19 protein-coding genes are annotated in these 21,903 nt (G+C 66.5%); 8 read left to right on the top strand and 11 right to left on the bottom strand.

The genetic code is table 11. The features are described from left to right. Window positions 1-72 precede the first annotated feature (72 nt). Together G6N42_RS10665 and G6N42_RS10660 are read right to left on the bottom strand one after the other, a co-directional pair. Complete coding sequence (locus tag G6N42_RS10665) at window positions 73-699, bottom strand: MBL fold metallo-hydrolase (protein WP_083125354.1); 627 nt, start codon at window positions 697-699, stop codon at window positions 73-75. Beyond that, window positions 696-1,793, bottom strand: coding sequence for an S-(hydroxymethyl)mycothiol dehydrogenase (locus tag G6N42_RS10660; RefSeq protein WP_163729439.1), 1,098 nt, complete (start codon window positions 1,791-1,793; stop codon window positions 696-698). Before G6N42_RS10660 ends, G6N42_RS10665 begins: the two co-directional genes overlap by 4 nt. A gap of 86 nt (window positions 1,794-1,879) precedes the next feature. Here G6N42_RS10660 and G6N42_RS10655 point away from each other — a divergent pair, with 86 nt between their 5' ends. The 6 genes from G6N42_RS10655 (at window position 1,880) to G6N42_RS10630 (ending at window position 7,505) form a co-directional block, all read left to right on the top strand. Further along, complete coding sequence (locus tag G6N42_RS10655; RefSeq protein ID WP_163729438.1) at window positions 1,880-3,493, top strand: LuxR family transcriptional regulator; 1,614 nt, start codon at window positions 1,880-1,882, stop codon at window positions 3,491-3,493. Between the two features lie 121 nt (window positions 3,494-3,614). Then, window positions 3,615-4,694, top strand: coding sequence for a class I SAM-dependent methyltransferase (locus tag G6N42_RS10650; protein ID WP_163729435.1), 1,080 nt, complete (start codon window positions 3,615-3,617; stop codon window positions 4,692-4,694). After that, window positions 4,691-5,632, top strand: a complete 942-nt coding sequence (locus G6N42_RS10645; RefSeq protein ID WP_163729433.1) for a homocysteine S-methyltransferase family protein — start codon at window positions 4,691-4,693, stop codon at window positions 5,630-5,632. Before G6N42_RS10650 ends, G6N42_RS10645 begins: the two co-directional genes overlap by 4 nt. A 10-nt stretch (window positions 5,633-5,642) precedes the next feature. Beyond that, entirely contained in the window at window positions 5,643-6,467 is an 825-nt protein-coding gene (locus G6N42_RS10640; protein ID WP_163729431.1) for a serine hydrolase domain-containing protein, read from the top strand. A gap of 116 nt (window positions 6,468-6,583) precedes the next feature. Further along, window positions 6,584-7,096 carry a DUF3145 domain-containing protein gene (locus G6N42_RS10635; RefSeq protein ID WP_163729429.1) on the top strand — a complete coding sequence of 171 codons (513 nt, stop codon included), beginning with the start codon at window positions 6,584-6,586 and terminating at the stop codon, window positions 7,094-7,096. Window positions 7,097-7,208: 112 nt separating this feature from the next. Further along, window positions 7,209-7,505, top strand: a complete 297-nt coding sequence (locus G6N42_RS10630; RefSeq protein WP_163729427.1) for a DUF732 domain-containing protein — start codon at window positions 7,209-7,211, stop codon at window positions 7,503-7,505. A gap of 3 nt (window positions 7,506-7,508) precedes the next feature. Here G6N42_RS10630 and G6N42_RS10625 read toward each other — a convergent pair whose 3' ends face one another. Together G6N42_RS10625 and G6N42_RS10620 are read right to left on the bottom strand one after the other, a co-directional pair. Next, the gene (locus G6N42_RS10625; RefSeq protein WP_232076536.1) at window positions 7,509-8,387 is read right to left on the bottom strand and encodes a diacylglycerol kinase; all 879 of its coding nucleotides are present in this window, start codon (window positions 8,385-8,387) and stop codon (window positions 7,509-7,511) included. A 20-nt stretch (window positions 8,388-8,407) separates the two neighbouring features. Further along, window positions 8,408-9,988: an FAD-binding oxidoreductase gene (locus tag G6N42_RS10620; protein WP_174262239.1), complete on the bottom strand. Its 1,581-nt coding sequence runs from the start codon at window positions 9,986-9,988 to the stop codon at window positions 8,408-8,410. A gap of 59 nt (window positions 9,989-10,047) precedes the next feature. Here G6N42_RS10620 and G6N42_RS10615 point away from each other — a divergent pair, with 59 nt between their 5' ends. Then, a complete protein-coding gene (locus tag G6N42_RS10615) occupies window positions 10,048-10,629 on the top strand; it encodes a TetR/AcrR family transcriptional regulator (protein WP_163729420.1) in 582 nt (193 codons plus the stop codon). Beyond that, window positions 10,626-12,155, top strand: a complete 1,530-nt coding sequence (locus tag G6N42_RS10610; RefSeq protein ID WP_163729418.1) for a glycerol-3-phosphate dehydrogenase/oxidase — start codon at window positions 10,626-10,628, stop codon at window positions 12,153-12,155. The genes G6N42_RS10615 and G6N42_RS10610 overlap by 4 nt, the downstream gene beginning before the upstream one ends. Window positions 12,156-12,216: 61 nt before the next feature. On the opposite strand, the gene G6N42_RS10605 is transcribed toward G6N42_RS10610, so the two are convergent. From G6N42_RS10605 to aceE, 7 genes are all read right to left on the bottom strand, one after another. Further along, complete coding sequence (locus G6N42_RS10605) at window positions 12,217-13,638, bottom strand: acyl-CoA carboxylase subunit beta (protein ID WP_163729415.1); 1,422 nt, start codon at window positions 13,636-13,638, stop codon at window positions 12,217-12,219. A 37-nt stretch (window positions 13,639-13,675) separates the two neighbouring features. Continuing rightward, entirely contained in the window at window positions 13,676-14,938 is a 1,263-nt protein-coding gene (kasB, locus tag G6N42_RS10600; protein ID WP_163729413.1) for a 3-oxoacyl-ACP synthase KasB, read from the bottom strand. Between the two features lie 27 nt (window positions 14,939-14,965). Then, window positions 14,966-16,216, bottom strand: a complete 1,251-nt coding sequence (gene kasA / locus G6N42_RS10595; protein ID WP_163729411.1) for a 3-oxoacyl-ACP synthase KasA — start codon at window positions 16,214-16,216, stop codon at window positions 14,966-14,968. After that, a complete protein-coding gene (gene acpM, locus G6N42_RS10590) occupies window positions 16,213-16,512 on the bottom strand; it encodes a meromycolate extension acyl carrier protein AcpM (protein WP_163729409.1) in 300 nt (99 codons plus the stop codon). Before acpM ends, kasA begins: the two co-directional genes overlap by 4 nt. An 83-nt stretch (window positions 16,513-16,595) precedes the next feature. Next, window positions 16,596-17,504 (bottom strand): ACP S-malonyltransferase, encoded by a 909-nt coding sequence (locus G6N42_RS10585; protein ID WP_163729407.1) that lies wholly within the window; start codon window positions 17,502-17,504, stop codon window positions 16,596-16,598. Between the two features lie 171 nt (window positions 17,505-17,675). After that, window positions 17,676-18,917 carry a PucR family transcriptional regulator gene (locus G6N42_RS10580; protein WP_163729406.1) on the bottom strand — a complete coding sequence of 414 codons (1,242 nt, stop codon included), beginning with the start codon at window positions 18,915-18,917 and terminating at the stop codon, window positions 17,676-17,678. A gap of 48 nt (window positions 18,918-18,965) precedes the next feature. Then, a complete protein-coding gene (aceE, locus tag G6N42_RS10575) occupies window positions 18,966-21,755 on the bottom strand; it encodes a pyruvate dehydrogenase (acetyl-transferring), homodimeric type (protein WP_163729404.1) in 2,790 nt (929 codons plus the stop codon). Between the last annotated feature and the right edge of the window lie 148 nt (window positions 21,756-21,903).

Raw genomic sequence — 21,903 nt, 5'->3', positions numbered from 1 at the left:
CGACCGCCTTTGTACGTCAGTTTCCGAAGTGTCGCCGTACAGACACGGTCGGTCGCGGTGCAAGGGGCGCGCTCAGCTGCCGCGCTTGACCCAGTCGTCGTAATTCACGAGCTCGTCACCGATGGTGGTGGTGTCGCCGTGTCCGGTGTAGACGACGGTGTCGTCGGGCAGCTTCCCGAGCCGGCCCGAGATCGACGAGAGGATCGTGGGGAAGTCCGAGTACGACCGTCCGGTGGCCCCCGGGCCGCCCTGGAACAGGGTGTCGCCGCTGAAGACCGCGTTCAACGCGGGAGCATGCCAACACACCGAGCCCGGCGAGTGTCCAGGAGTGTGCAGCGCGTGCAGCTCGATGCCACCGACAGCGAGCGTCTCGCCATCGCTGACGGTACGGAAATCCCTCTCGGGGTGAGTCATTCGCCACAGCACGTCGTCGGCCGGATGCAGAAGCACCGGCGCGTCGAGCGCATCCGACAGCTCAGGGGCGACCGTGACGTGGTCATTGTGCCCATGGGTGCAAACGACTGCCACCACGTTGCGGCCGCCGACGGCCATGACGATCGGCCCGGCGTCGTGGGCGGCGTCGAAGACGATGACGTCGTTGTCGTCGCCGACGAGCCAGATGTTGTTGTCGACTTCCCAGGATCCGCCGTCGAGTTCGAAGGTGCCGTGGGTGACCACGCGGGAGATGTTGTCGCTCACAGGATCACCACCGAGCGCAGCACAGCGTCTGCTTCGGAGCCGGCATGCATCTTGTGGAATGCGTCCTCGATACCGTCCAGACCGATGCGTTCGGAGACGAACTTCTCCAGCGGCAGCCTGCCTTGCAGGTAAAGGCTGATCAACGTGGGGAAGTCACGCTCGGGCAGGCAGTCGCCATACCACGACGATTTAAGTGAACCGCCGCGGGAGAAGAAGTCGATCAGCGGCATCTCCAATGTCATGTCCGGGGTCGGAACACCGACCAGGACAACGGTTCCGGCCAGATCGCGGGCATAGAACGCCTGTTTCCACGTTTCGGGCCGACCGACCGCGTCGATCACCACGTCCGCGCCGAAGCCGTCGGTCAAATCCTGGATCGTCGCCACCGGGTCGAGCTCTTTGGCGTTGATGGTGTGCGTGGCCCCGAACCCGCGCGCCCAGTCCAGCTTCTTGTTGTCGGTGTCCACCGCGATGATCCGCCGCGCCCCGACCAAGGCGGCACCGGCGATCGCGGCATCACCGACACCGCCGCAGCCGATCACGGCCACAGTGTCGTCACGGTTGACCGCGCCGGTGTTGATCGCCGCGCCGATACCGGCCATCACCCCGCAGCCCAACAGGCCCGCCACCGCGGGATCGGCGGCCGGATCGACCTTCGTGCACTGGCCCTCGTGCACCAATGTCTTGTCTGCGAAGGCGCCGATGCCCAGCGCGGGCGTCAACGGGGTGCCGTCGGTCAAGGTCATCGGCTGCTCGGCGTTGAATGTGTCAAAGCACAAATGTGGGCGACCGCGCTTGCACGCCCGGCACTGTCCACACACCGCACGCCAGTTCAGGATCACGAAGTCGCCGGGCTCCACGTTCGTCACACCCGCGCCGACCGACTCCACCGTGCCCGCCGCCTCATGACCCAGCAGGAAGGGGAACTCGTCGTTGATCCCGCCCTCGCGATACGTCAGATCGGTATGGCACACCCCGCAGGCGATGATGTCGACCACCACCTCACCGGCACCCGGATCGGGGATGACCACCTCGACCACCTCGACCGGCTCACCCTTCTTACGCGAAATCACGCCCCGCACCGTCTGAGTCATGGGGATAACATAACGTTCTCAATTAATTCATGCCCGAAGGGGCATTTGAACTTCTCCGCCCGGATATACCGTTGTACTTCACTGACATGGATACCGGCGTAGGCACCCACGGCGACCTGCTGCTGACGGCGCGCACCGCGCACGTCCGCCGAGACTGGCATGCCTCCTATTCGGCATTCTTCCGGGCAGGCGAGGACACGCCGCTGGGTACCGACGACCTCGACGCGATGGCGACTGCGGCGTGGCAGCTGGGGCGCGGCAAGGAGTCCCTGCGCATCGCCGAACGTGTCTTCGGACAGTTGTCGCGCACCGACCCGCCGTCGGCGGCGATGAAAGCCGTGGAACTCGGCCTGGCGTGGTTCACCCGCGGGGACTTCGTCATCGCGCAGGGCTGGATGAACCGGGCACGCCGACTGCTCGACGGCGCCCCCGAGGGGCCCACCGACGGCTACCTGGCATATCTCGAGGCGCTCGTGGTGATGGCCGACGGCGATGCGCTCGCCGCGCGGGTGCAGAAGCTACGAGACGTCTGTCAGCGGCTGGACATGCCCGCGCTCAACGCGCTGTGCCGGGTCGCCGAGGCGCTGACCGCGATCAGCGAGGCCCGGGTGGCCGATGCGTACGGACTGATCGACGAGGCAATGTTGCCGATCCTTGCCGACGAGGTGCCCATCGACTGGGCGGGCGACATCTACTGCGTCGTCCTCAACCAATGTCATCGGCTGGCCGACCTGCCGCGGATGAGGGCATGGACCCAATCAATGGAGCGCTGGTGCAACGACTTTGCGGGGTCGTCGAACTACGGCGGGGTCTGCGATGTGCATCGGCTGCAGCTGTCGGCTGCCACCGATGACTACCGCCAGCTCGAGGACAGGCTTGCCGAGACCAGCCGGGCGCTGGAGGACGTCAACACCTGGGCCGCCGGTGAGGGGTACTTCCAGTTGGGGGAGGTGCGGCGGCTGCGCGGCGATGCCGATGGTGCGTTCGCGGCCTTCGCGCGCGCCCGGTCACTGGGTGTGGAGCCCCAACCCGGTGAGGCGTTGCTGCGTTGCCGGATGGGTGACCGCGAGACCGCGTGGACCGATTTGCGGCTGGCGCTTGCCGGCGCCGACCGGCCGGGCCGCATGCGATTGTTGCGCGCGTCGGTCGAAGTCGCGCTGGCACGTGGCAGCCTCGACGAAGGCGAAAGATACTGTGCGGAACTCGAATCCGGCGCCGAAGCGTTCGCTACCCCCGGATTCCGGGCGTGGGCAGCACATGCCCGCGGCGCGCTGTTGACACAGCAGGGGCAGCACGCGAGGGCACTGGGATTGCTCGAAGCGGCGCTGCGCGAGTATCGAACTCAGCAATCTCGGTACGAGACCGCGCAGATTTACGAGTGGATGGCCCTCGCGCACAAGGGCCTGGGCGACGAGCAGCTGGCCGCCGCGGACTCGGCGACCGCCGAGAACATCTACGCCCAGCTGGGAGTCGAGCCGGCCCAGATCTGCGTCACCAGCACAGCCCGGGGTCTGACCAAACGCGAAATCCAGATTTTGCAGCGAATCGCCGGGGGCGCGACCAACAAACAGGTCGCCGAGCAGATCTGCATCAGTGAGAAGACGGTCGGCCGTCATCTGGCCAACATCTACGCCAAACTCGACGTCTCCTCACGCACGGCCGCGGTGGCGTGGGCATACGACAACGACATCCTGCAATGACCAACTGCATCGTATGCACCACACGGGTGTCCGAAAAGATGCATCGTTTGCCCGATGCGGGCGGTGCGCGCCCCGCGTTTAGTTCAAGTGATCACCACTCGACCACCCCTCAAGGAGCAGGATGACCGCCATCGAAGAACAGCAATTCACCGACACCACAGAAGAATTCGCCGGCCGTATCGCGGGTGCCATTGACAGCGCCAGCCTGGCGATACTGCTGTCGATCGGGCATCAGACCAATTTGTTCGACACCCTGGCCGAACTTCCACCGGCCACCAGCGCGCAAATCGCCGACGCCGCCGGGCTCAACGAACGCTATGTGCGGGAATGGCTGGGTGGGGTGGTGTCCGGCCGCGTCGTCGAGTTCGACCCGGCCACGCAGACCTACACCCTTCCGCGGCACCGCGCGGCCGTGCTGACGCGGGCGGCGGGTCCGGACAATCTGGCCCGCGTCGCGCAGTTCATACCGATGCTCGGTGAGGTGGAACAGAAGGTTGTCGATTGCTTCCACAACGGCGGTGGTTTGTCGTACAGCGACTATCCACGCTTTCACAAGCTGATGGCCGAGGAGAGCGGTGAGGTGTTCGACGCCGCACTCGTCGAGGTCATTCTGCCGATGGCTGACGGCCTGCCCGAGCGGCTGCGCGCCGGCGCCGACGTGGCCGACATCGGCTGTGGCAGTGGCCACGCGATCAATGTCATGGCACAGGCGTTTCCGGCAAGTCGCTTCACCGGCATCGACTTCTCCGACGAAGGCCTCGCCGTCGGCCGGGCCGAAGCCCAACGGCTGAACCTGCCCAACGCGACGTTCGCCGCCATGGATGTGGCGGCGCTCGATATGAGCGAAACCTATGACGTCATCACGGTTTTCGATGCGATTCACGACCAGGCCCACCCGGCGCAGGTGCTCCAGAACATCTATTCCGCACTGCGGCCGGGCGGCGTGTTGTTGATGGTCGACATCAAGGCGTCGACTCGGCTGGAGGACAATATCGGCGTGCCGTTGGCGACGTACCTCTACACGGTGTCGACGATGCACTGCATGAGCGTGTCGCTGGGTCTGGGCGGAGATGGGCTAGGCACGTGTTGGGGTCGGCAACTGGCTACGTCGATGCTCGCCGATGCCGGCTTCGGGGACGTCACGGTCCGCGAGATCGAATCCGACGCGTTCAACTACTACTACATCGCGCGCAAATCATGAGCCGGCGCGGGAGCCTTCCTCAGCTGGGCGGCGGCCTGTTCGTGACCGACGGCGGACTCGAAACCGAACTCGTCTTCCATGACGGCATCGACCTGCCGGCCTTCGCGGCGTTCCCGTTGCTTGACAGTCCGGACACCCGGGACCGGCTGCGGCGCTACTACGATGGGTACCTGGCGATCGCGCGCAGGCATGGCGCCGGCTTCGTCATCGAAACACCAACGTGGCGTGCCAATCCCGACTGGGCTTCACAGCTCGGATACTCACCCGAGCGGCTCGACGCGCTGAACCGTTCGGCGGTGGAGCTCGCCGAGGAGGTCCGTGCGGCGGCGACAGCCCAGGGTCTAACCGCGGTGGTGAGCGGCTGCGTGGGCCCGCGAGGCGACGGCTATGACCCGCGCGACGCGATGACGGCCGAGGATGCCGAGCGGTATCACGCGGTCCAGATCGCGACGTTCGCCGACACGACCGCCGACCAGGTCACCGCGATCACGATGACCAATGCCGCAGAGGGAATCGGTGTGGTGCGGGCCGCTGCCGCGGCGGGCATTCCGGCGGCGGTCTCGTTCACTGTCGAGACCGATGGCCGGCTGCCGACAGGTCAGCCGTTGCACGAGGCGATCGAGCAGGTTGATGCCGAAACAGACGGCGGTGCAGCGTATTTCATGGTCAACTGTGCGCATCCGACACATTTCGCGGATGCGCTCGACCACGACGGGGAGTGGCGGTCGCGGCTTGTCGGTCTGCGCGCGAACGCCTCATCGAAGAGCCACGCTGAACTCGACGAGTCCACCGAACTCGACGAGGGCGACCCCGACGACCTCGGGGCGCGGCATGCCGCCCTGCGGGATCGCTTACCCGCGGTGACGGTGCTCGGCGGGTGCTGCGGCACCGACGCGCGCCATGTGGCGGCCATCTGCGAGGCGTGGAGCGCCCAATAGGCTAGCTGATGTGGCAGCGCTTGATGCGATCGAAGAGTGGCCGGTCCCGACCGCCGCAGCCGCGGTAGTCGGACCATCCGGAATCCTGGCCCAGCACGGCGATGTCCGGCAGCGCTTCACGTTGGCGTCGGTGACCAAGCCGCTGGTGGCCCGGGCCGCGCAGATCGCGGTCGAGGAGGGCGCCGTCGACCTCGACACCGAAGCCGGCCCGCCCGGTTCCACGGTGCGTCACCTGCTGGCACACACGTCCGGCTATTCGATGCACTCGGCGGATCTGATGGCCGAGCCCGGCAAACGCCGGGTGTACTCGAACTACGGATTCGGGGTGCTCGCCGAGACGATTCAACGGGCGGCAGACATCGAGTTCGCGCAGTACCTGACCGAGGCGGTGTGCGAGCCGCTTGGCCTGTCGGACACCACGCTGGCGGGCGGTGCCGAGGCGGCCGGATTCGGAGCCACCTCGACCGTCGCTGACCTCGTCGCCTTCGCCGGCGACCTGCTGCGCCCCTCGACCGTGTCCGAACAGATGCACACCGAGGCCACCCAGGTGCAGTTTCCCGGCGTGTCGGGGGTGCTGCCCGGTTTCGGGACGCAGCGTCCCAACGACTGGGGTCTGGGCTTCGAGATCAGGGACGACAAGTCGCCGCACTGGACAGGTTCGGCGAACTCGGACGCCACCTACGGGCATTTCGGCCAGTCAGGGACGTTTTTGTGGGTGGACCCGCGGGCTGACCTAGCGCTCGTGGTGCTCACTGACCGCGATTTCGGCGACTGGGCATATTCGCGCTGGCCCGCGCTATCTGATGCCATCCTGAGAGAATTCGAAGCAGACTAGCGCAACAGGCGCCTCACAGGGCACAATAGACACGCACGACACATACATTTGCACATCATTCGGAACCGCCAGGTCGCTTGGGGAAGACGTCCCTCGTGGAGCCGAAGGAGCAGCAAATGCGTGCAGCGAACCAATTCGCCGACGCGGCGACTGGCGTGGTGTACATCCATGCTTCTCCCGCGGCGGTAGCCCCTCATGTCGAGTGGGCGCTGTCGTCGACGCTTTCGGCGAGAGCAAACCTGAAGTGGACGCCCCAGCCTGCCATGCCCGGGCAGCTGCGCGCCGTCACCAACTGGATCGGGCCGGTGGGCACCGGGGCGGCCCTGGCGAACGCACTGCGGTCCTGGTCGGTGTTGCGCTTTGAAGTCACCGAGGACCCCAGCGCAGGCGTCGACGGTCATCGCTGGTGCCACACCCCGCAACTGGGCATGTGGAGCGGCGCGATGAGCGCCAACGGCGACGTGATGGTCGGCGAGATGCGGCTTCGGACGTTGATGCAATCGGGGGCCGACATGTTGGCGGCCGAACTCGATTCGGTGCTCGGCACCGCATGGGACGAGGCGCTCGAGCCCTACCGTGACGGCGGCGACGCCGCCGAGGTCAGCTGGCTGAGCCGGGGAGTCGGCTAGCCGCGTGTGCACGTCGTCGGTGCGCCGCGAAGATTCACCGGCAAATTTCGCAGTAGTTGCACCTTCGACTTCGAGATCGCTGAGACTGTCGTCATCTCCCTAGGAGGCGACAATGTTCACGATCCGCGTACTCACCGCAGCGACCTTCGCCACCGGCGCGCTTCTCACCGCTGCAACCGCATCGGCATCACCGGCTACCGACGCGCTGTTCGGCGCGCTTGACGGGCTCGGGTTGCCGATTTCGGGACCCGCCGTCATCACGGCGGGCAATCTGGCCTGCGATTCCTCTACCAGCGGCCTGGCCCGCGATCTGATTGCATCGCGGATCTCCAGCGAGTTCGGCCTGGACCCGGGTCAGGCGAACCAGTTCGTCGGGATCAGCCTCGCGGTCTACTGCCCGCTGCGGTAATCGCTACGGGGCCGGCGTCAGGATCTTCAGCGCGCCCGGCACCGCCGACACCTCGACGGGAAGCGGACAGGCGTACTCGCCATCGGCGTAGGCGTTGATGCCCGGCGAGTCGACGGTGATGGTGCGGGCACGCTCGGTGCGGACCTCGTCGAGGTCGACGTGCGTGCCCTTGAATACGGTGGGGAACAGTCGGATCAGCTTCGTGCGCGACGCCGATGACACCATCGTGACGTCCAGCAGTCCGTCAGTGGGGTCGGCTTTCGGGCAGATCAGCATGCCGCCGCCGTAGCTCTTGGTGTTGCCGAAGGCGGCCAACGTCAATTCGGTGTCCAGTTCGCGCCCGTCGAACGTCAGGCTGAATGGCAGCAGCCGCAATTTGGACAACTCGGCGACCATCGCGACGTTGTAGCGCATGCGGCCGTGCGGCCACTTCATCCGGTTGGTCCTGTCGGTCACCAGTGAGTCGAAGCCGGCGGCCATCACGGTGCCAAACCACTTCTGCGCGCCGTCGATGCTCCTGATGCGACCCAGGTCGACGGTCTTGGCCACGCCGTCGACGATGACGTCGGCCGCGGCCTCGGGATCCTTTGCCGGAATGCCGAATTCACGAGCGTGATCGTTGCCGGTGCCCGACGGGATGATGCCCAGCGGGATGTCGGTCTGCGCAAGTACCTGCAGCGCAAGCGAGACGATGCCGTCACCGCCGACGACGACCAGCGCATCCATCCCGCGTTCGAGTGCACCCTCGACGAGTCGTCTCGCGTGCTCGGCATCGGTACCCGCGATGGCGACGACGTCGATGCCGCGCTTGTGCAACCGTGCGACGGCGCGTTCGGCGGCGTGCGGAGCACTGCCGTGCCCCGATGCCGGATTCGTCAGCATCGTGACGCGGCCGAGCTCCGTCACGGAATCAGCTTGCCGGGGTTGAGAATTCCGGCCGGATCCAACGTCGCCTTGACGGCCCGCAGCACCTGGACGCCGAGCTCGCCGACCTCGTCGCGCATCCACGGGCGGTGATCGGCACCGACGGCGTGGTGGTGGGTGATGGTGGCGCCGGTGCGCATCATCGCCTCCGAAGCCGCCGTTTTCGCCTCGTGCCACTGCTCGATCGGATTGCCGCGCTGCCCGGCGACGACCGTGAAGTACAACGAGGCTCCCGTCGGATACACATGCGAAATGTGGCACAGCACCAGTGCCGGTGTACCCGATTCGCCGAGAGATTTCGTCAGCGCTTCGGTGACCGCCGCCTTGAGCGCGGGCACGTTCGACCAATTGGTCGCGGTCTCCAGCGTCTCGCACAAGGCGCCGGCCGACAGCAACGAGTCACGAAGGTAGGGCGCGTTGAACCGCCCGTGCTCCCAGGCGCGGGCCGGCCCCTCACCCAGCGACGTGCCACCGGCGGCCTGCAGCACTGCGCGCGTTTCGGCATGGCGACTCTCGACGTGTGCCGCGGTGCCCTCGAACGCGGTGATCGCCAGGCAGCCGCCGGTGATCTGCTCTTCGCCGATGTTCTCGGTGGTGGCCAGGTTCACCCCGGTCTCGGCCTCGTCGGACAATCGGATGACGGTCGGCCCGGCACCGGTCTGCACGACGGCGCGCAGCGCGTCGGCTCCGGTCGCGAAATCCGGGAACGACCACGCCTCATAGCGGGTCGCCGCGGGCACCGGGTGCACCTTGACCCGCACGCGGGTGATGATCCCGAACACGCCTTCCGAACCGATCATCAACTGGCGCAGGTCAGGACCGGCGGCCGACTCGGGGGCACGGCCGAGGTCGAGCACGCCCGCCGGGGTCACCGTGCGCAGTCCGCGCACCATGTCGTTGAAGCGGCCGTAACCCGCCGAATCTTGACCCGACGAGCGGGTGGCGGCGAATCCGCCGATGGTCGCGAACTGGAAACTCTGCGGGAAGTGGCCGAGGGAGAAGCCGCGTTCGCCGAGCAGGCGTTCGGCCTCGGGACCGGTCAGCCCGGCGCCGAGTTCGGCTTCGCCGGAGACCTCGTCGAGCGAATGCAGTTCGGTGAGGCGGCGCAGATCCAGCGAAATGACCGCGCCGAAGTCTCCGCGGATCGGGTCGAGGCCGCCGACCACGCTCGTTCCACCGCCGAACGGGACGATCGCGATTCCGTGCTCGGAGCAGTACCGCAGGATCGCGGCGATCTCGTCGTCACACTGGGGCAGTAACACGGCATCGGGTGCGTCCTGCACGCCGGAGTCCTTGCGGCGCAAGAGGTCCAGAGTCGATTTGCCGCCGGCGCGAAGGAGTCGGCCGCGGTCGTCGACACGGCAGTAGTCGGCGCCCACGATGGCGGCCAGCCCGTCACGATCGGCGTCGGACAGCGCGGACGGGCGAAGGGTGACGTCCTCGGCCTCGAGATCGGGCGTAGCCGCACCGTCGACGCCGAGCGCCTGCTTCAGCAGGGTCTTTATCCCGTCGGACAGCGGTTTGGCCGCAGCGGGATCACCCCAGGCATTCCACTTCATCGGGGGCAGCAGTGCGGTCTGTTGGTCATCCGGACGCATCATGCGTTACAGTATTACACATGCTGTCAATCAGTAACGATTCACCGCAGACGATCGGAGATCGGATCCTCGCTGCGGCGGCCGAGTGCGTGTTGGCCTTCGGGGTGGACCGAGTGACGCTGGCCGAAATCGCTCGCCGCGCTGGTGTCAGTAGGCCCACGGTCTATCGGCGCTGGCCCGACACGCCTTCGGTGCTGGCGGCGCTGCTGACGTCGCGGGTCATCGGCGTGCTCGACGCCGTACCGAGCCGACAGGTCGGCCGCGGACCACTGGTCGAGCGCATCGTGACGGTTGCCGCACTGCTGCGTCGCGACGACGTGGTCATGTCGGTGCTGCGCAGCGCCCCCGATCTGGCGATGATCTACATCGCCGAGCGGTTGGGCACCAGCCAGCAGGTCCTGCTCGATGCCGTCGCCGCCGATATCAAGCTCGCGCAGGAAGAGGGCAGCGTGCGTGCCGGCGATCCCCGTCAGCTCGGAGCGATGTGCCTGCTGATCACCCAGTCGGTGATCCAGTCCGGCCAGATCGTCGCGCCGATCCTCGATGCCGACGCACTCGCCACCGAGCTCGCCCACTCACTGAACGGATACCTGAAACCGTGACCACCTCGACGGCACTCAACGAGGCCCGCCGCACCTCCGAACTTGCGGCACTGGCCGACGGCGCCACGATCGACGTTCTCGTGATCGGCGGCGGCATCACCGGTGTCGGTATCGCGCTGGACGCCGCGACGCGCGGGCTGAGCGTCGCACTGGTCGAGAAGCACGACCTGGCGTTCGGCACCAGCCGGTGGAGCAGCAAGCTGGTCCACGGCGGTCTGCGGTATCTGGCGACCGGCAACGTCGGCATCGCGCGACGCAGTGCGGTCGAACGCGGAATCCTGATGACGCGCAACGCCCCTCACCTCGTCGAGGCCATGCCCCAGCTGGTCCCGCTGCTGCCGTCGATGAACACTGCGTCGCGCGCACTCGTGCGGTTCGGTTTCGTGGCCGGCGACGGGCTGCGCAAGCTCGCGGGCACACCGTCGTCGACGCTGCCGCGGTCTCGGAGGATCGACACGAGCCGTGCCGTCGAACTCGCGCCGACCGTGCGTCGCGACGGCCTCGACGGTGCCCTGCTCGCCTATGACGGGCAGCTGATCGACGATGCACGCCTGGTCACCGCGGTGGCCCGCACGGCCGCCCAGCACGGCGCCGTGATCCTCACCCGCGTCGCGGCATCCGATGCGACAGGCACCTCGGTGACGTTGACCGATCAGCGTTCCGGGGAGTCGTTTCAGGTCTCGGCCCGGGTGGTCATCAACGCCACCGGTGTGTGGGCGGGTGAGGTGGACCCCTCGGTTCGCTTGCGTCCCAGTCGCGGAACGCATCTCGTGTTCGATGCCGAGGTGTTCGGGAATCCGGTTGCCGCCCTGACGATCCCGGTACCCGGCGAGATCAACCGCTTCGTGTTCGCGATGCCAGAGCAACTCGGTCGCGTGTACCTGGGGCTCACCGACGAGGATGCGCCCGGTCCAATACCCGACGTGCCGGAGCCCACAGCCGAGGAGACCAAGTTCCTGTTGGACACGGTCAACACCGCATTGGATGTCGCGCTCAGCGCCGGGGACGTGATCGGTGCGTATGCCGGTCTGCGGCCGCTGATCGACGCCGGAGCGGGACGCACCGCCGACGTGTCGCGCGAGCATCGGATCGTCGAGTCGCCGTCAGGTGTGCTCAGCGTCATCGGTGGCAAGCTGACCGAATACCGGTACATGGCAGAAGATGTGCTGGATCGGGCGGTCGCAGTGCGGGGTCTGACGGCCTCCGGTTGCCGCACCCGAAACCTGCCCCTGGTGGGTGCACCGTCGAATCCCGTTGCGACACTGCGCTCGCCGGCCGAACTGCCCGGCTCGTTGGTCGCGCGCTACGGTGCGGAAGCGCCGAATGTGATCGCCGCCGCGAGCTGCGACCGGCCCACGGAGCCGGTGGCCGACGGGATCGATGTCATTCGCGCGGAATTCGAATACGCCGTGACCCATGAGGGCGCGCTGACCGCCGACGACATCCTCGATCGTCGCACTCGCATCGGTTTGGTCGCCGCGGATCGCGACCGGGTCGCGGATGTGGCCAAGGAATTCATCGGCTAGCTGTTGTGATTTCGGTGCGCAAACAATCGCTGAGCGATCGTAAGCGCACCGAAATCGCCGGTTATAGCGGGATGTTCTTGTGCCGGCCGCGGCGCGCGGGCGCCTCGGCCAGGGCCTGCGTCAGCCGGCTGCGAGTGTGCGACGGATCGATCTTCTCGTCGACCACGCCGATCTCGATGGCCGAATCCACACCACCGGCAATGCGCTCATGCTCGGCGGCCAGCTCCTCGTGCAGTGCCTCGCGCTCGTCATCCGACGCCGCGGCCAGCTTCTTCTTGTGCAGGATGCCGACGGCGGCCTTGGCGCCCATGACGGCGACCTCGGCGTCGGGCCACGCAAACACCTTGGTGGCGTTAAGCGACCGCGAGTTCATCGCAATGTAGGCACCGCCGTAGATCTTGCGGGTGACCAGCGTGACGCGCGGCACCGAGGACTCGCCGAACGCGTGCAGCAGCTTCGCGCCGCGACGCACGACGCCACCCCACTCCTGGTCCACACCGGGCAGGTAGCCGGGCACGTCGACGATCACGACGAGCGGTATGCCGAAGGCGTCGCACAGGCGCACGAAACGTGCTGACTTCTCGGCACTTTCGGAGTTCAGGCAGCCACCGAGGCGCAGCGGGTTGTTGGCGATCACACCGACGGTGCGCCCGGCCAACCGGCCCAGGCCCACGACAATGGACGGCGCCCACTTGCCCTGGAACTCCTCGAACGGCACCCCCTCGTCCAGCAGGGCCTCGACGAGCGGATGCACGTCATAGGCCCGGCGTGCGGACTCCGGCAGCAGGGCGTGCAGGTCGCTGTCGCCCGCCTCGGCCTTGGTGCGGTCGAAATGGCCTTGCTGGCAGAACAATCCGACCAGGCGACGGCCACGCTCATAAGCGTCGACCTCGTCGTCGGCGACGATGTGGCACACGCCGGATTTCTTGTGGTGGGCGTCGGGGCCGCCGAGCGACACCATGTCGACGTCCTCACCGGTGACGCTGCGGACCACATCGGGACCGGTGACGAAAACCTTGCTGTCCGGCGCCATCACGATGACATCGGTCAGTGCCGGTCCGTACGCGGCGCCGCCGGCAGCGAAGCCGACCACCACCGAGATCTGCGGGATGTACCCGGAGGCGCGGATCATGGCCTCGAAGACCAAACCGACTGCGTGCAGAGCTTTTACGCCTTCGGCCAAGCGTGCACCGCCCGAGTGCCAGATCCCGACAATCGGGCTCTGTTCCTCGATGGCGGTGTCGTACGCGTTGACGATGTGTGCACAACCCTCCACACCCATGGCGCCGCCCATGACGGTGCCGTCGGTGCAGAACGCGATCGTGCGCACGCCGTTGACGGTTCCGGCCGCGGCCAGCACGCCGGAGCGGTCCCGCTCGTGCAGCAACTCGACGGTGTTGTCGTCGAAGAACGTGCTCAGGCGCAGCAGCGGATCGCGTGGATCGAGCGATTCGTTTACGGCTTCGGGAGCCATGATGGTCATTCAATCCTCCTGTAGCGCCGAGCTTGCCGGCGGGACGTCAGTACTTGCCGAACGCGAGCGCGACGTTGTGCCCACCGAATCCGAACGAGTTGTTGATCGCGTATTGATAGTTGCCGGGTCGCGGCGAGCCGGCGACCACATCGAGGTCGATCTCCGGATCGAGGTTCTTCAGGTTGAGCGTCGGCGGGATGACGCCGTTCTTCAACGCCAACACGGTGAGGATGGACTCGACGGCGCCGACTGCGCCGACCGAGTGGCCCAGCGCCCCCTTCGGGGCGTAGACCGCGGCCCGGTGAGAGCCCAGGGCATTGTGGATGGCCTTGCCTTCGGCCACGTCACCCACGGTGGTGCCGGTGGCGTGCGCGTTGATGTGGTCGATGTCCGCGGGGGACAGGCCCGCGAGCTGGATGGCCCGCGTCATCGCGTGGCCGGCCTGCTCACCGTTGGGATCGGGCGCCACGATGTGGAACCCGTCGGACGTGATGCTGGCGCCCATCAGCCGCGCGTGGATGGTGGCACCGCGAGCTTTGGCGTGTTCCTCGGTCTCGATCACCATCAACCCGGCGCCCTCACCGAAGACGAAACCGTTGCGGTCCTTGTCAAATGGGCGACAAGCTCCGGCGGGATCGTCGTTGGTGGTGGACAACACGATGCGCATCTGCGCGAAGCCGGCAATCGGCACCGCTTCGATCTTGGTTTCGACGCCACCACAGATCGCCACGTCGGCTTCGCCGAGCACGATCTGTCGCCACGCCTGCGCAATGCCCTCAGAACCCGAGGCGCAGGCCGAGATCGGCGTGCTGACGCCGGCCTTGGCCTTGCGCTCGAGCCCGACTGCGGCGGCGGCCGCGTTGGGCATGTACATCTGGACGGCAAGCGGTGACACCGCCCGAAGGCCCTTCGAGCGCAGCGCTTCGTAGGCGTAGAGCAATTCCTCGGTCGAGCCCATGCCGGTGCCGATCGACACCATCAGGCGCCGCGGATCGACGTCCGGTGACCCGGCGTGGTCCCACGCCCGTCTGCTCAGCACCGTGGACATCCGCTGCAGGTACGACAGCCGACGCAGTTCGACCCGCGTCAACTCCTCTTCGAAGTCCTCCAGCAGATGTCCGCCGATACGGACCGGCAGGTTGTATTGCTCGACGAACGGATCGTCGAGCAGCCGAATGCCACTCTGCCCATCCAGCAGTCGTTGCCAGGTGGTGTCCGCATCGGTCGCCAAAGCGGTCGTCATCGCAAAACCGGTGACGACCACGTTGGGGAAGCCGCTCCCCGTCGAAAGCTGGGTCAACGCTGCCATTACTGCTCTGAGATTTCCTTTCCTATCTCAGTAACGCCCAAACGCCAGGGCGACATTGTGTCCACCGAAGCCGAACGAGTTGTTGATGGCGTACTGGTATTCGCCGTATCGTGGCTCGCCCGCGACGACATCGAGATCGATCTCGGGGTCTGGGGTCTCGTAATTCAATGTCGGTGGGATCACGCCGTCACGCAGCGCGAGCACCGTCAGGATCGACTCCAGGGCACCGACCGCTCCGATGGAATGGCCGAGCGCCGACTTCGGTGCGTACACCGCCGCATGCTCCACTCCGGCAACGCGGATGGCGTTCGCCTCGGCGGTATCGCCGATTGGAGTGGCGGTGGCGTGCGCATTGACGTGGCTGATGTCCTTGGCATCGAGGCCTGCGGTCTCCATTGCACGCTTCATCGCGTGCCCGGCGCGCAGACCATCGGCGGCAGGCGCGACCATGTGGAACGCGTCCGACGTGATACCGGCACCCATCAACCGGGCCAGGGGCTTGGCGCCGCGAGCCTTGGCGTGCTCTTCGGTCTCGATGATCATGAGCGCACCGGCCTCACCGAAGACGAACCCGTCGCGGTTCTTGTCGAACGGCCTGGAGGCGCCCTCGGGATCGTCGTTGTTGGTCGACATCGCACGCATCATCGAGAACGCCGCGATCGGCAGCGCCTCGATACCGCCTTCGACGCCGCCGCAGACGGCGATATCGGCGTCACCCATGACGATCTGGCGCCATGCGTGGGCGATGCCCTCTGAACCCGACGAGCAGGCCGAGACCGGGGTGATAACCCCGGCGCGGGCGCCCAATTCCAGGCCGATGACGGCAGCGGCGCCGTTGGGCATGATCATCTGAACAGCCAGCGGGGACACCTTGCGGGGCCCGCCCTCGTTCATCGCATCATACGTCTCGACGATCTTCTCGCCGCCACCCAGACCGGTGCCGACCACGACCGCGAAACGATCGGGGTCGACCTCGGGCTTGCCCGCGGACTCCCAGAGCTGATTGCCCAGGTACTTGGCCATGCGCTGGACGTACGACATGCGCCGCAGTTCCAGCCGTGTCATCAGCGGGTCAAGGGGCTCCTTGAGGTGCCCGCCGATGCGCACGGGCAGATCCCACTTGGTGACGAACTCGTCCTCGAGTACGTGGATGCCGCTCTCGCCTGCCAGCAGGCCCTTCCACGTGCTCTCGATGTCCGGTGCGATGGACGTCGTCGCAGTGACGGCGGTGACCACAACGCTGGGGAAACCGCCGTTAGCAGTGGAAGGTTTGGTCACTTGTTGTCCGACATCTGTGCGCGGATGGCGGCAGCGGCCTCGGGGTTCTCTTCCTCGAGCTTCTGGATGTAGGAAACGACGTCGCCGACGGTGCGCAGGCCCGCGAGGTCCTCGTCGGGGATCTTCACGCCGTACTTGTCCTCGGTCTGCACGGCGATCTCAACCATCGACAGCGAGTCGATGTCCAGGTCGTCGACGAAGGACTTCTCCGGGGTGACCTCGGAGGGCTCGATACCGGTGACCTCTTCGATGATCTCGGCGATGCCGGCGATGATTTCGTCCTGGGTGGTTGCCACGATGGCTCCTTCTAATTGGTTGTTACTGCCAACTGGTGTTGGTATGTGGTTGTTGCCTCCGACGGACCGGAAAGCATTCCCTTTCAGAGCTCGGCGAGCCCGTCCAGGTCAGCGGGGGACTTGACGGCGTGCGTCGGTACCCCCCGAAGTTCGCGCTTGGCAATCCCCGTCAGGGCCCCGGCAGGCGGGAACTCGACGAGCGCCGTCACATTCTGTTGACGCATGGTCTCGGTGCACAGATCCCAGCGCACCGGCTTGGTCATCTGACCGACCAACTTGACCATCGCGTCCGCGGCCGAGGCGACTGCTTGACCATCGGCGTTCGACAACAGCGTCGTTGTCGGCTCGGACGTTGTTACACCCTCGGCGGCGGCCGCGTACCCCTCGGCGGCGGTGGCCATGAAGTGTGTGTGGAACGCGCCGGCGGTTGCGAGCTTACGCACCCGCGCCTTCTCCGGCGGATCCTCGGCGAGCTTGTCCAGGGCCGCGATGCTGCCTGCGGCCACGATCTGACCGGCCGCGTTGCGGTTGGCGGGCACGAGATCGAGCGCCTCGAGACGGGCCAGCACCTCGGCCTCGTCACCGCCGAGCACCGCGGCCATTCCGGTGGGCTCGAGTGCACAGGCCTTGGCCATCTCGGCGCCGCGGGTCGCGGCAAGCTTGACTGCGTCGTCCGCGGAGATCACGCCAGCGATCGCGTATGCCGCGATCTCACCGACCGAGTGGCCGGCGACCACGGTCTGCTTACCGTCCAGGACGCCGCGCCGGGTCAGCTCTTCGTGGGCGAGCAGGGTGGCCGCCACGACCAGTGGCTGCGTGACGGCGGTATCGGTGATTTCCTCAGCGGTGGCGGTAGTTCCCAGCGTCGCGAGGTCCAGCCCGCTGATCGCCGACCACGCTGCGATACGGTCAGCGGCACCCGACAGCTCGAGCCACGAGGCGAGCATGCCGGGAGTTTGAGAGCCCTGTCCGGGCGCAAGCAACGCAAGCACTCTCTAAGAGAACACTGTGAAACCACATTTGCGCGGTGTAAGAGATTATGAACCTGGTCTTAGGTTTTTGTAGGTACTCCACAAAAGCGCATGTGATGCGACGCCATCGATACCGGTCCGCGACCTTATTGCCACCCGTGATCTTGAACTAGGCCCACGGAGTGACCTCCGTCACCTGGCTATGGCGATGTTTCGCGTGCTGGCTAGGTGCGTTTGCCGACTCAGCCGCCCCAGGCTGGACGCTACCCGCAGGACATAGGCGTCCCGCGGGACCGTCGGATCGCGACCCGTGAAGTCCGCGATCCGTTTGAGCCGGTAGCGCACGGTATTTGGATGAACGAACAATTTGCGCGCACACGCCTCGATGGCGCCGCCCGAGTCCAGATAAGCGTCGAGGGTCTCGGCCAGCGCCGGACCCGCGTCTGCCAAGGGCCGCATGACCTCAGCTTCCAGCGCGGCGACCGCGGAGATGTCGCCCAGCAGTGCTCGTTCGGGCAGTAGCTCGCGGGCCACGACCGGCCGCGGTGCGCCGGTCCAGCCGGCGACCGCGTTCATGCCGGCGATCGCCTCGGTGGCGCTGCGATGCGCGGCCGCCAATGTGGTGGCGGTCGGGCCGATCACTACTGGGCCGTCGGCGAATACCTTCATCAGGTCGGTGAGAAAGCGGTCGGTCGCGGACAGTCCGCCCGACACGATCGCCACCAGCCAGGTGCCATGCACGTCGGACAGCGCGGCGCGGCCGTGGCGGTTGGCGACATCGTGCACGTCGTCCCCGACGAGGTCGTTCCGGTCCGGATGTGGAAGACCGACGATCACGGTGGCCGGGGCGGTCGCGTCCCATTTCAATGCCGCGGCCTGCGACTGCAACTCCGGTCCGGTGTCCCCGCGTACGACCGCGTCGATGACATTGGCCTCCATCCGGGTGTCCCAGGCGCCGCGCGCTTCGGCCTGGTCGGCGTAGACGGTGGCGGCGGCGAACGCGAGATCCCGGCTGTAGCGCAGAATTCCGGCCGTCAGCGCGGTCAACTGTTCATCGGAGCGAGCCAAGAGCGGCACCACCTCCTCGCAGTACTCCATGGTGACGCGAACCATCTCGACCGACTGCCGTAGCGCGATCTTGCGACGGAGATCCTGTGGGACGACCTCGAACGCCTCGGCGGTGTAGCTGACATTGCTCTGCGGATTGCGCATCCACTCGACGAAGTTGACCACCGCGGCCTGCACGACCAACTGCACGCTGGCCCGCTGCGAGGCCTCGAGATCGGCGAAGAACGGCAGCCGTTGCTCGAGGGCGCGCACAGCCTCGGTGGCCAGTCGGCCCGAATACTGCTTCAGCCGCCGCAGCACCACGTCGGGCACCGCTTCCAGCACCTCGACCGTGGACTTCGGCGGAACGTAGCGATTGTCGGGCATCTATAAAGACTACGCCATGCTTCTGGAGGAATCCTCCAAGAACAGCGGTCAGGCGACGCCGGGATCCGACGTCTGTTCGGGCGCGGCCAAGACGTCGTCGATCTGGTACTTGTTCGCGGCGTCGACGGCGACCGACTGATCGATGTTGCCGTCCCGCGCCAGTCCCTCGAGCACCGCGACCGCAATCGACTCGGCGTCGGTGTTGTAGTAGCGGCGAGCGGCGGGCCGGGTGTCGGAGAAGCCGAAGCCGTCGGTTCCCAGCGTGACGTAGGTGCCGGGCACCCACGGCCGGATCTGCTCGGGAACTGCGCGCATCCAGTCCGACACCGCGATGACCGGCCCGACCGCGTCGGCCAGGGCGGTCGTCACGAACGGCGTGCCGGCTTCCCGGTCGGGGTGGCGCAGTCGCTGCTTCTCGATCTCCACGCCGTCGCGATTGAGCTCATTCCAACTCGTCACCGACCACACATCGGCGGCGACGTTCCATTCGTCGCCCAGCAGCTGCGCAGCGCGCAACGCTTCGGGCATCGCGACACCGGACGCCAGGATCTGAGCGGTGTGCGACCTCTTCTCCGGCGCGGGCCGGTACCGGTAGATACCGCGCAGCAGCGCATCGACGTCGATCCCCTCCGGTTCGGCCGGTTGCACATACGGCTCGTTGTAGATCGTGATGTAGAAGTACACGTTCTCCGGGTCCTCGCCGTACATCCGCGCGAGGCCGCTCTCCGCGATGTATGCGATTTCGTAGGCGAACGCCGGGTCGTAGGCCACCACGGCCGGATTGGACGACGCCAGCAGCAACGAATGCCCGTCGGCGTGCTGCAGGCCCTCGCCGACCAGGGTGGTGCGCCCTGCGGTGGCGCCGAGCACGAATCCGCGCGCCATCTGGTCTGCGGCGGCCCAGAAGCCGTCGCCGGTGCGCTGGAAGCCGAACATCGAGTAGAAGATGTAGAGCGGGATCATCGGCTCGTTGTGGGTGGAGTACGACGTGCCCACCGCGGTGAACGACGCCGTCGAACCGGCCTCGTTGATGCCCTCGTGCAGGATCTGGCCGATTTCACTTTCCTTGTACGCCAACATCAATTCGGCGTCGACGGCCGTGTACAGCTGCCCGTTGCGGTTGTAGATCTTCAGGCTCGGGAACCACGAGTCCATGCCGAAGGTACGTGCCTCGTCGGGAATGATCGGAACGATGCGCTTCCCGATCTCCTTGTCGCGCAACAGTTCCTTGAACGTGCGCACGGTCGCCATGGTGGTGGCGACCTCCTGGTTACCCGAACCCTTCTTCAGCGCCTTGTAGGTGTCGCGGGGAGGAAGGGGCAGCACCTTGGCGTGGGTGCGGCGCTCGGGTAGGAAGCCGCCCAATGCCCGCCGCCGCTCCAGCATGTAGCGGATCTCGGGCGCCTCCGGGCCGGGGTGGTAGTACGGCGGGAGGTAGGGATTCTCTTCAAGCTGTTCGTCGCTGACCGGAATGCGTTGTGCGTCACGGAAATACTTGAGGTCGGCCAGCGCGAGCTTCTTCATCTGGTGCGTAGCGTTACGGCCCTGGAAGTGCGCGCCCAGCGAGTAACCCTTGATGGTCTTGGCCAGGATGACGGTCGGCTGGCCCTTGTGATCCATCGCTGCGCGGTAGGCGGCATACACCTTGCGGTAGTCGTGGCCGCCGCGCTTGAGGTTCCAGATCTCGGCGTCCGACATCTTCTCGACGAGCTGCTTGGTGCGCGGGTCGCGGCCGAAGAAGTGATCGCGAACGTAGGCGCCGTCGTTGGCCTTGTAGGTCTGGTAGTCACCGTCGGGCGTCGTGTTCATCAGGTTCACCAGCGCGCCGTCACGGTCGGCGTGCAGCAGGGTGTCCCATTCGCGGCCCCACACGACCTTGATGACGTTCCAGCCGGCGCCGCGGAAGAACGACTCCAGCTCCTGGATGATCTTGCCGTTGCCGCGCACCGGGCCGTCGAGGCGCTGCAGGTTGCAGTTGATGACGAACGTCAGGTTGTCCAGACCCTCGTTGGCCGCGACCTGGATCAGGCCGCGTGATTCGGGCTCGTCCATCTCGCCGTCGCCGAGGAACGCCCACACGTGCTGGTCGGAGGTGTCCTTGATGCCGCGGTCGTCCAGGTAGTGGTTGAAGCGGGCCTGGTAGATCGCGTTCATCGGGCCCAGGCCCATCGACACCGTCGGGAACTCCCAGAAGTCCGGCATCAGGCGTGGATGTGGGTACGACGGCAGCCCGCCGCCGGGGTGGCTGTGCTCCTGCCGGAAGCCGTCGAGGTCATCGGCGGTCAGCCGGCCTTCGAGGAACGCGCGCGCGTAAATGCCCGGCGAGGCGTGGCCCTGGATGAAGATCTGGTCGCCGCCGCCGGGGTGTGCCTTGCCGCGGAAGAAGTGGTTGAACCCGACCTCGTAGAGCGCCGCGGAGGATGCGTATGTCGAGATATGCCCTCCGACACCGACTCCCGGTCGCTGCGCGCGGTGCACCATGATCGCGGCGTTCCAGCGGATCCAGGCCCGGTAGCGGCGTTCGACGTCCTCGTCGCCGGGGAACCACGGCTCGAGTTCGGTCGGGATCGTGTTGACGTAGTCGGTGGACGTCAGCGCCGGGATGGCCACCCGCTGTTCGCCGGCGCGCTCCAGCAGTCGCAGCATCAGGTAGCGGGCGCGGGAGGGCCCGGACCGCTCGAGCAGCTTGTCGAACGACTCCAGCCACTCGCCGGTCTCTTCGGTGTCGATGTCGGGCAGATACGACGCGACACCTTCCCGGATCACCCGAACGCGGTCGGGTTCGGCTGCACTGCTGGAGTTTTGGGCCAGGTCCTGGCGCGCGAACTCGGTGGTCAACTTCCGCTCCTTGTTAGGCGGTATACGTGCTGCGGTGGTCGGCGTGGATGTTTTCCGCACCTCTCACCTGTGGTCACTTTGCACTCTTGCGTGCGCGGTTCCTCCATCCTTCTCCAATCCTGCACGACATGCACCGGTGGGGTACGGG

This window comes from Mycobacterium gallinarum, assembly GCF_010726765.1.
GTDB classification, from domain to species: Bacteria; Actinomycetota; Actinomycetes; order Mycobacteriales; family Mycobacteriaceae; genus Mycobacterium; species Mycobacterium gallinarum.
Note: the sequence above shows the minus strand (reverse complement) of the source record. Positions and strands in the feature narration are given on the sequence as shown.

What these genes read in the sequence shown, in the direction of transcription:
- G6N42_RS10660 (WP_163729439.1), bottom strand. Translation starts at nt 1,793, where the DNA reads ATGACTCAGACGGTGCGGGGCGTGATTTCGCGTAAGAAGGGTGAGCCG.
- G6N42_RS10655 (WP_163729438.1), top strand. Translation starts at nt 1,880, where the DNA reads ATGGATACCGGCGTAGGCACCCACGGCGACCTGCTGCTGACGGCGCGC.
- G6N42_RS10650 (WP_163729435.1), top strand. Translation starts at nt 3,615, where the DNA reads ATGACCGCCATCGAAGAACAGCAATTCACCGACACCACAGAAGAATTC.
- G6N42_RS10645 (WP_163729433.1), top strand. Translation starts at nt 4,691, where the DNA reads ATGAGCCGGCGCGGGAGCCTTCCTCAGCTGGGCGGCGGCCTGTTCGTG.
- G6N42_RS10635 (WP_163729429.1), top strand. Translation starts at nt 6,584, where the DNA reads ATGCGTGCAGCGAACCAATTCGCCGACGCGGCGACTGGCGTGGTGTAC.
- G6N42_RS10630 (WP_163729427.1), top strand. Translation starts at nt 7,209, where the DNA reads ATGTTCACGATCCGCGTACTCACCGCAGCGACCTTCGCCACCGGCGCG.
- G6N42_RS10625 (WP_232076536.1), bottom strand. Translation starts at nt 8,387, where the DNA reads ATGCTGACGAATCCGGCATCGGGGCACGGCAGTGCTCCGCACGCCGCC.
- G6N42_RS10620 (WP_174262239.1), bottom strand. Translation starts at nt 9,988, where the DNA reads ATGAAGTGGAATGCCTGGGGTGATCCCGCTGCGGCCAAACCGCTGTCC.
- G6N42_RS10615 (WP_163729420.1), top strand. Translation starts at nt 10,048, where the DNA reads ATGCTGTCAATCAGTAACGATTCACCGCAGACGATCGGAGATCGGATC.
- G6N42_RS10605 (WP_163729415.1), bottom strand. Translation starts at nt 13,638, where the DNA reads ATGACCATCATGGCTCCCGAAGCCGTAAACGAATCGCTCGATCCACGC.
- kasB (WP_163729413.1), bottom strand. Translation starts at nt 14,938, where the DNA reads ATGGCAGCGTTGACCCAGCTTTCGACGGGGAGCGGCTTCCCCAACGTG.
- G6N42_RS10580 (WP_163729406.1), bottom strand. Translation starts at nt 18,917, where the DNA reads ATGCCCGACAATCGCTACGTTCCGCCGAAGTCCACGGTCGAGGTGCTG.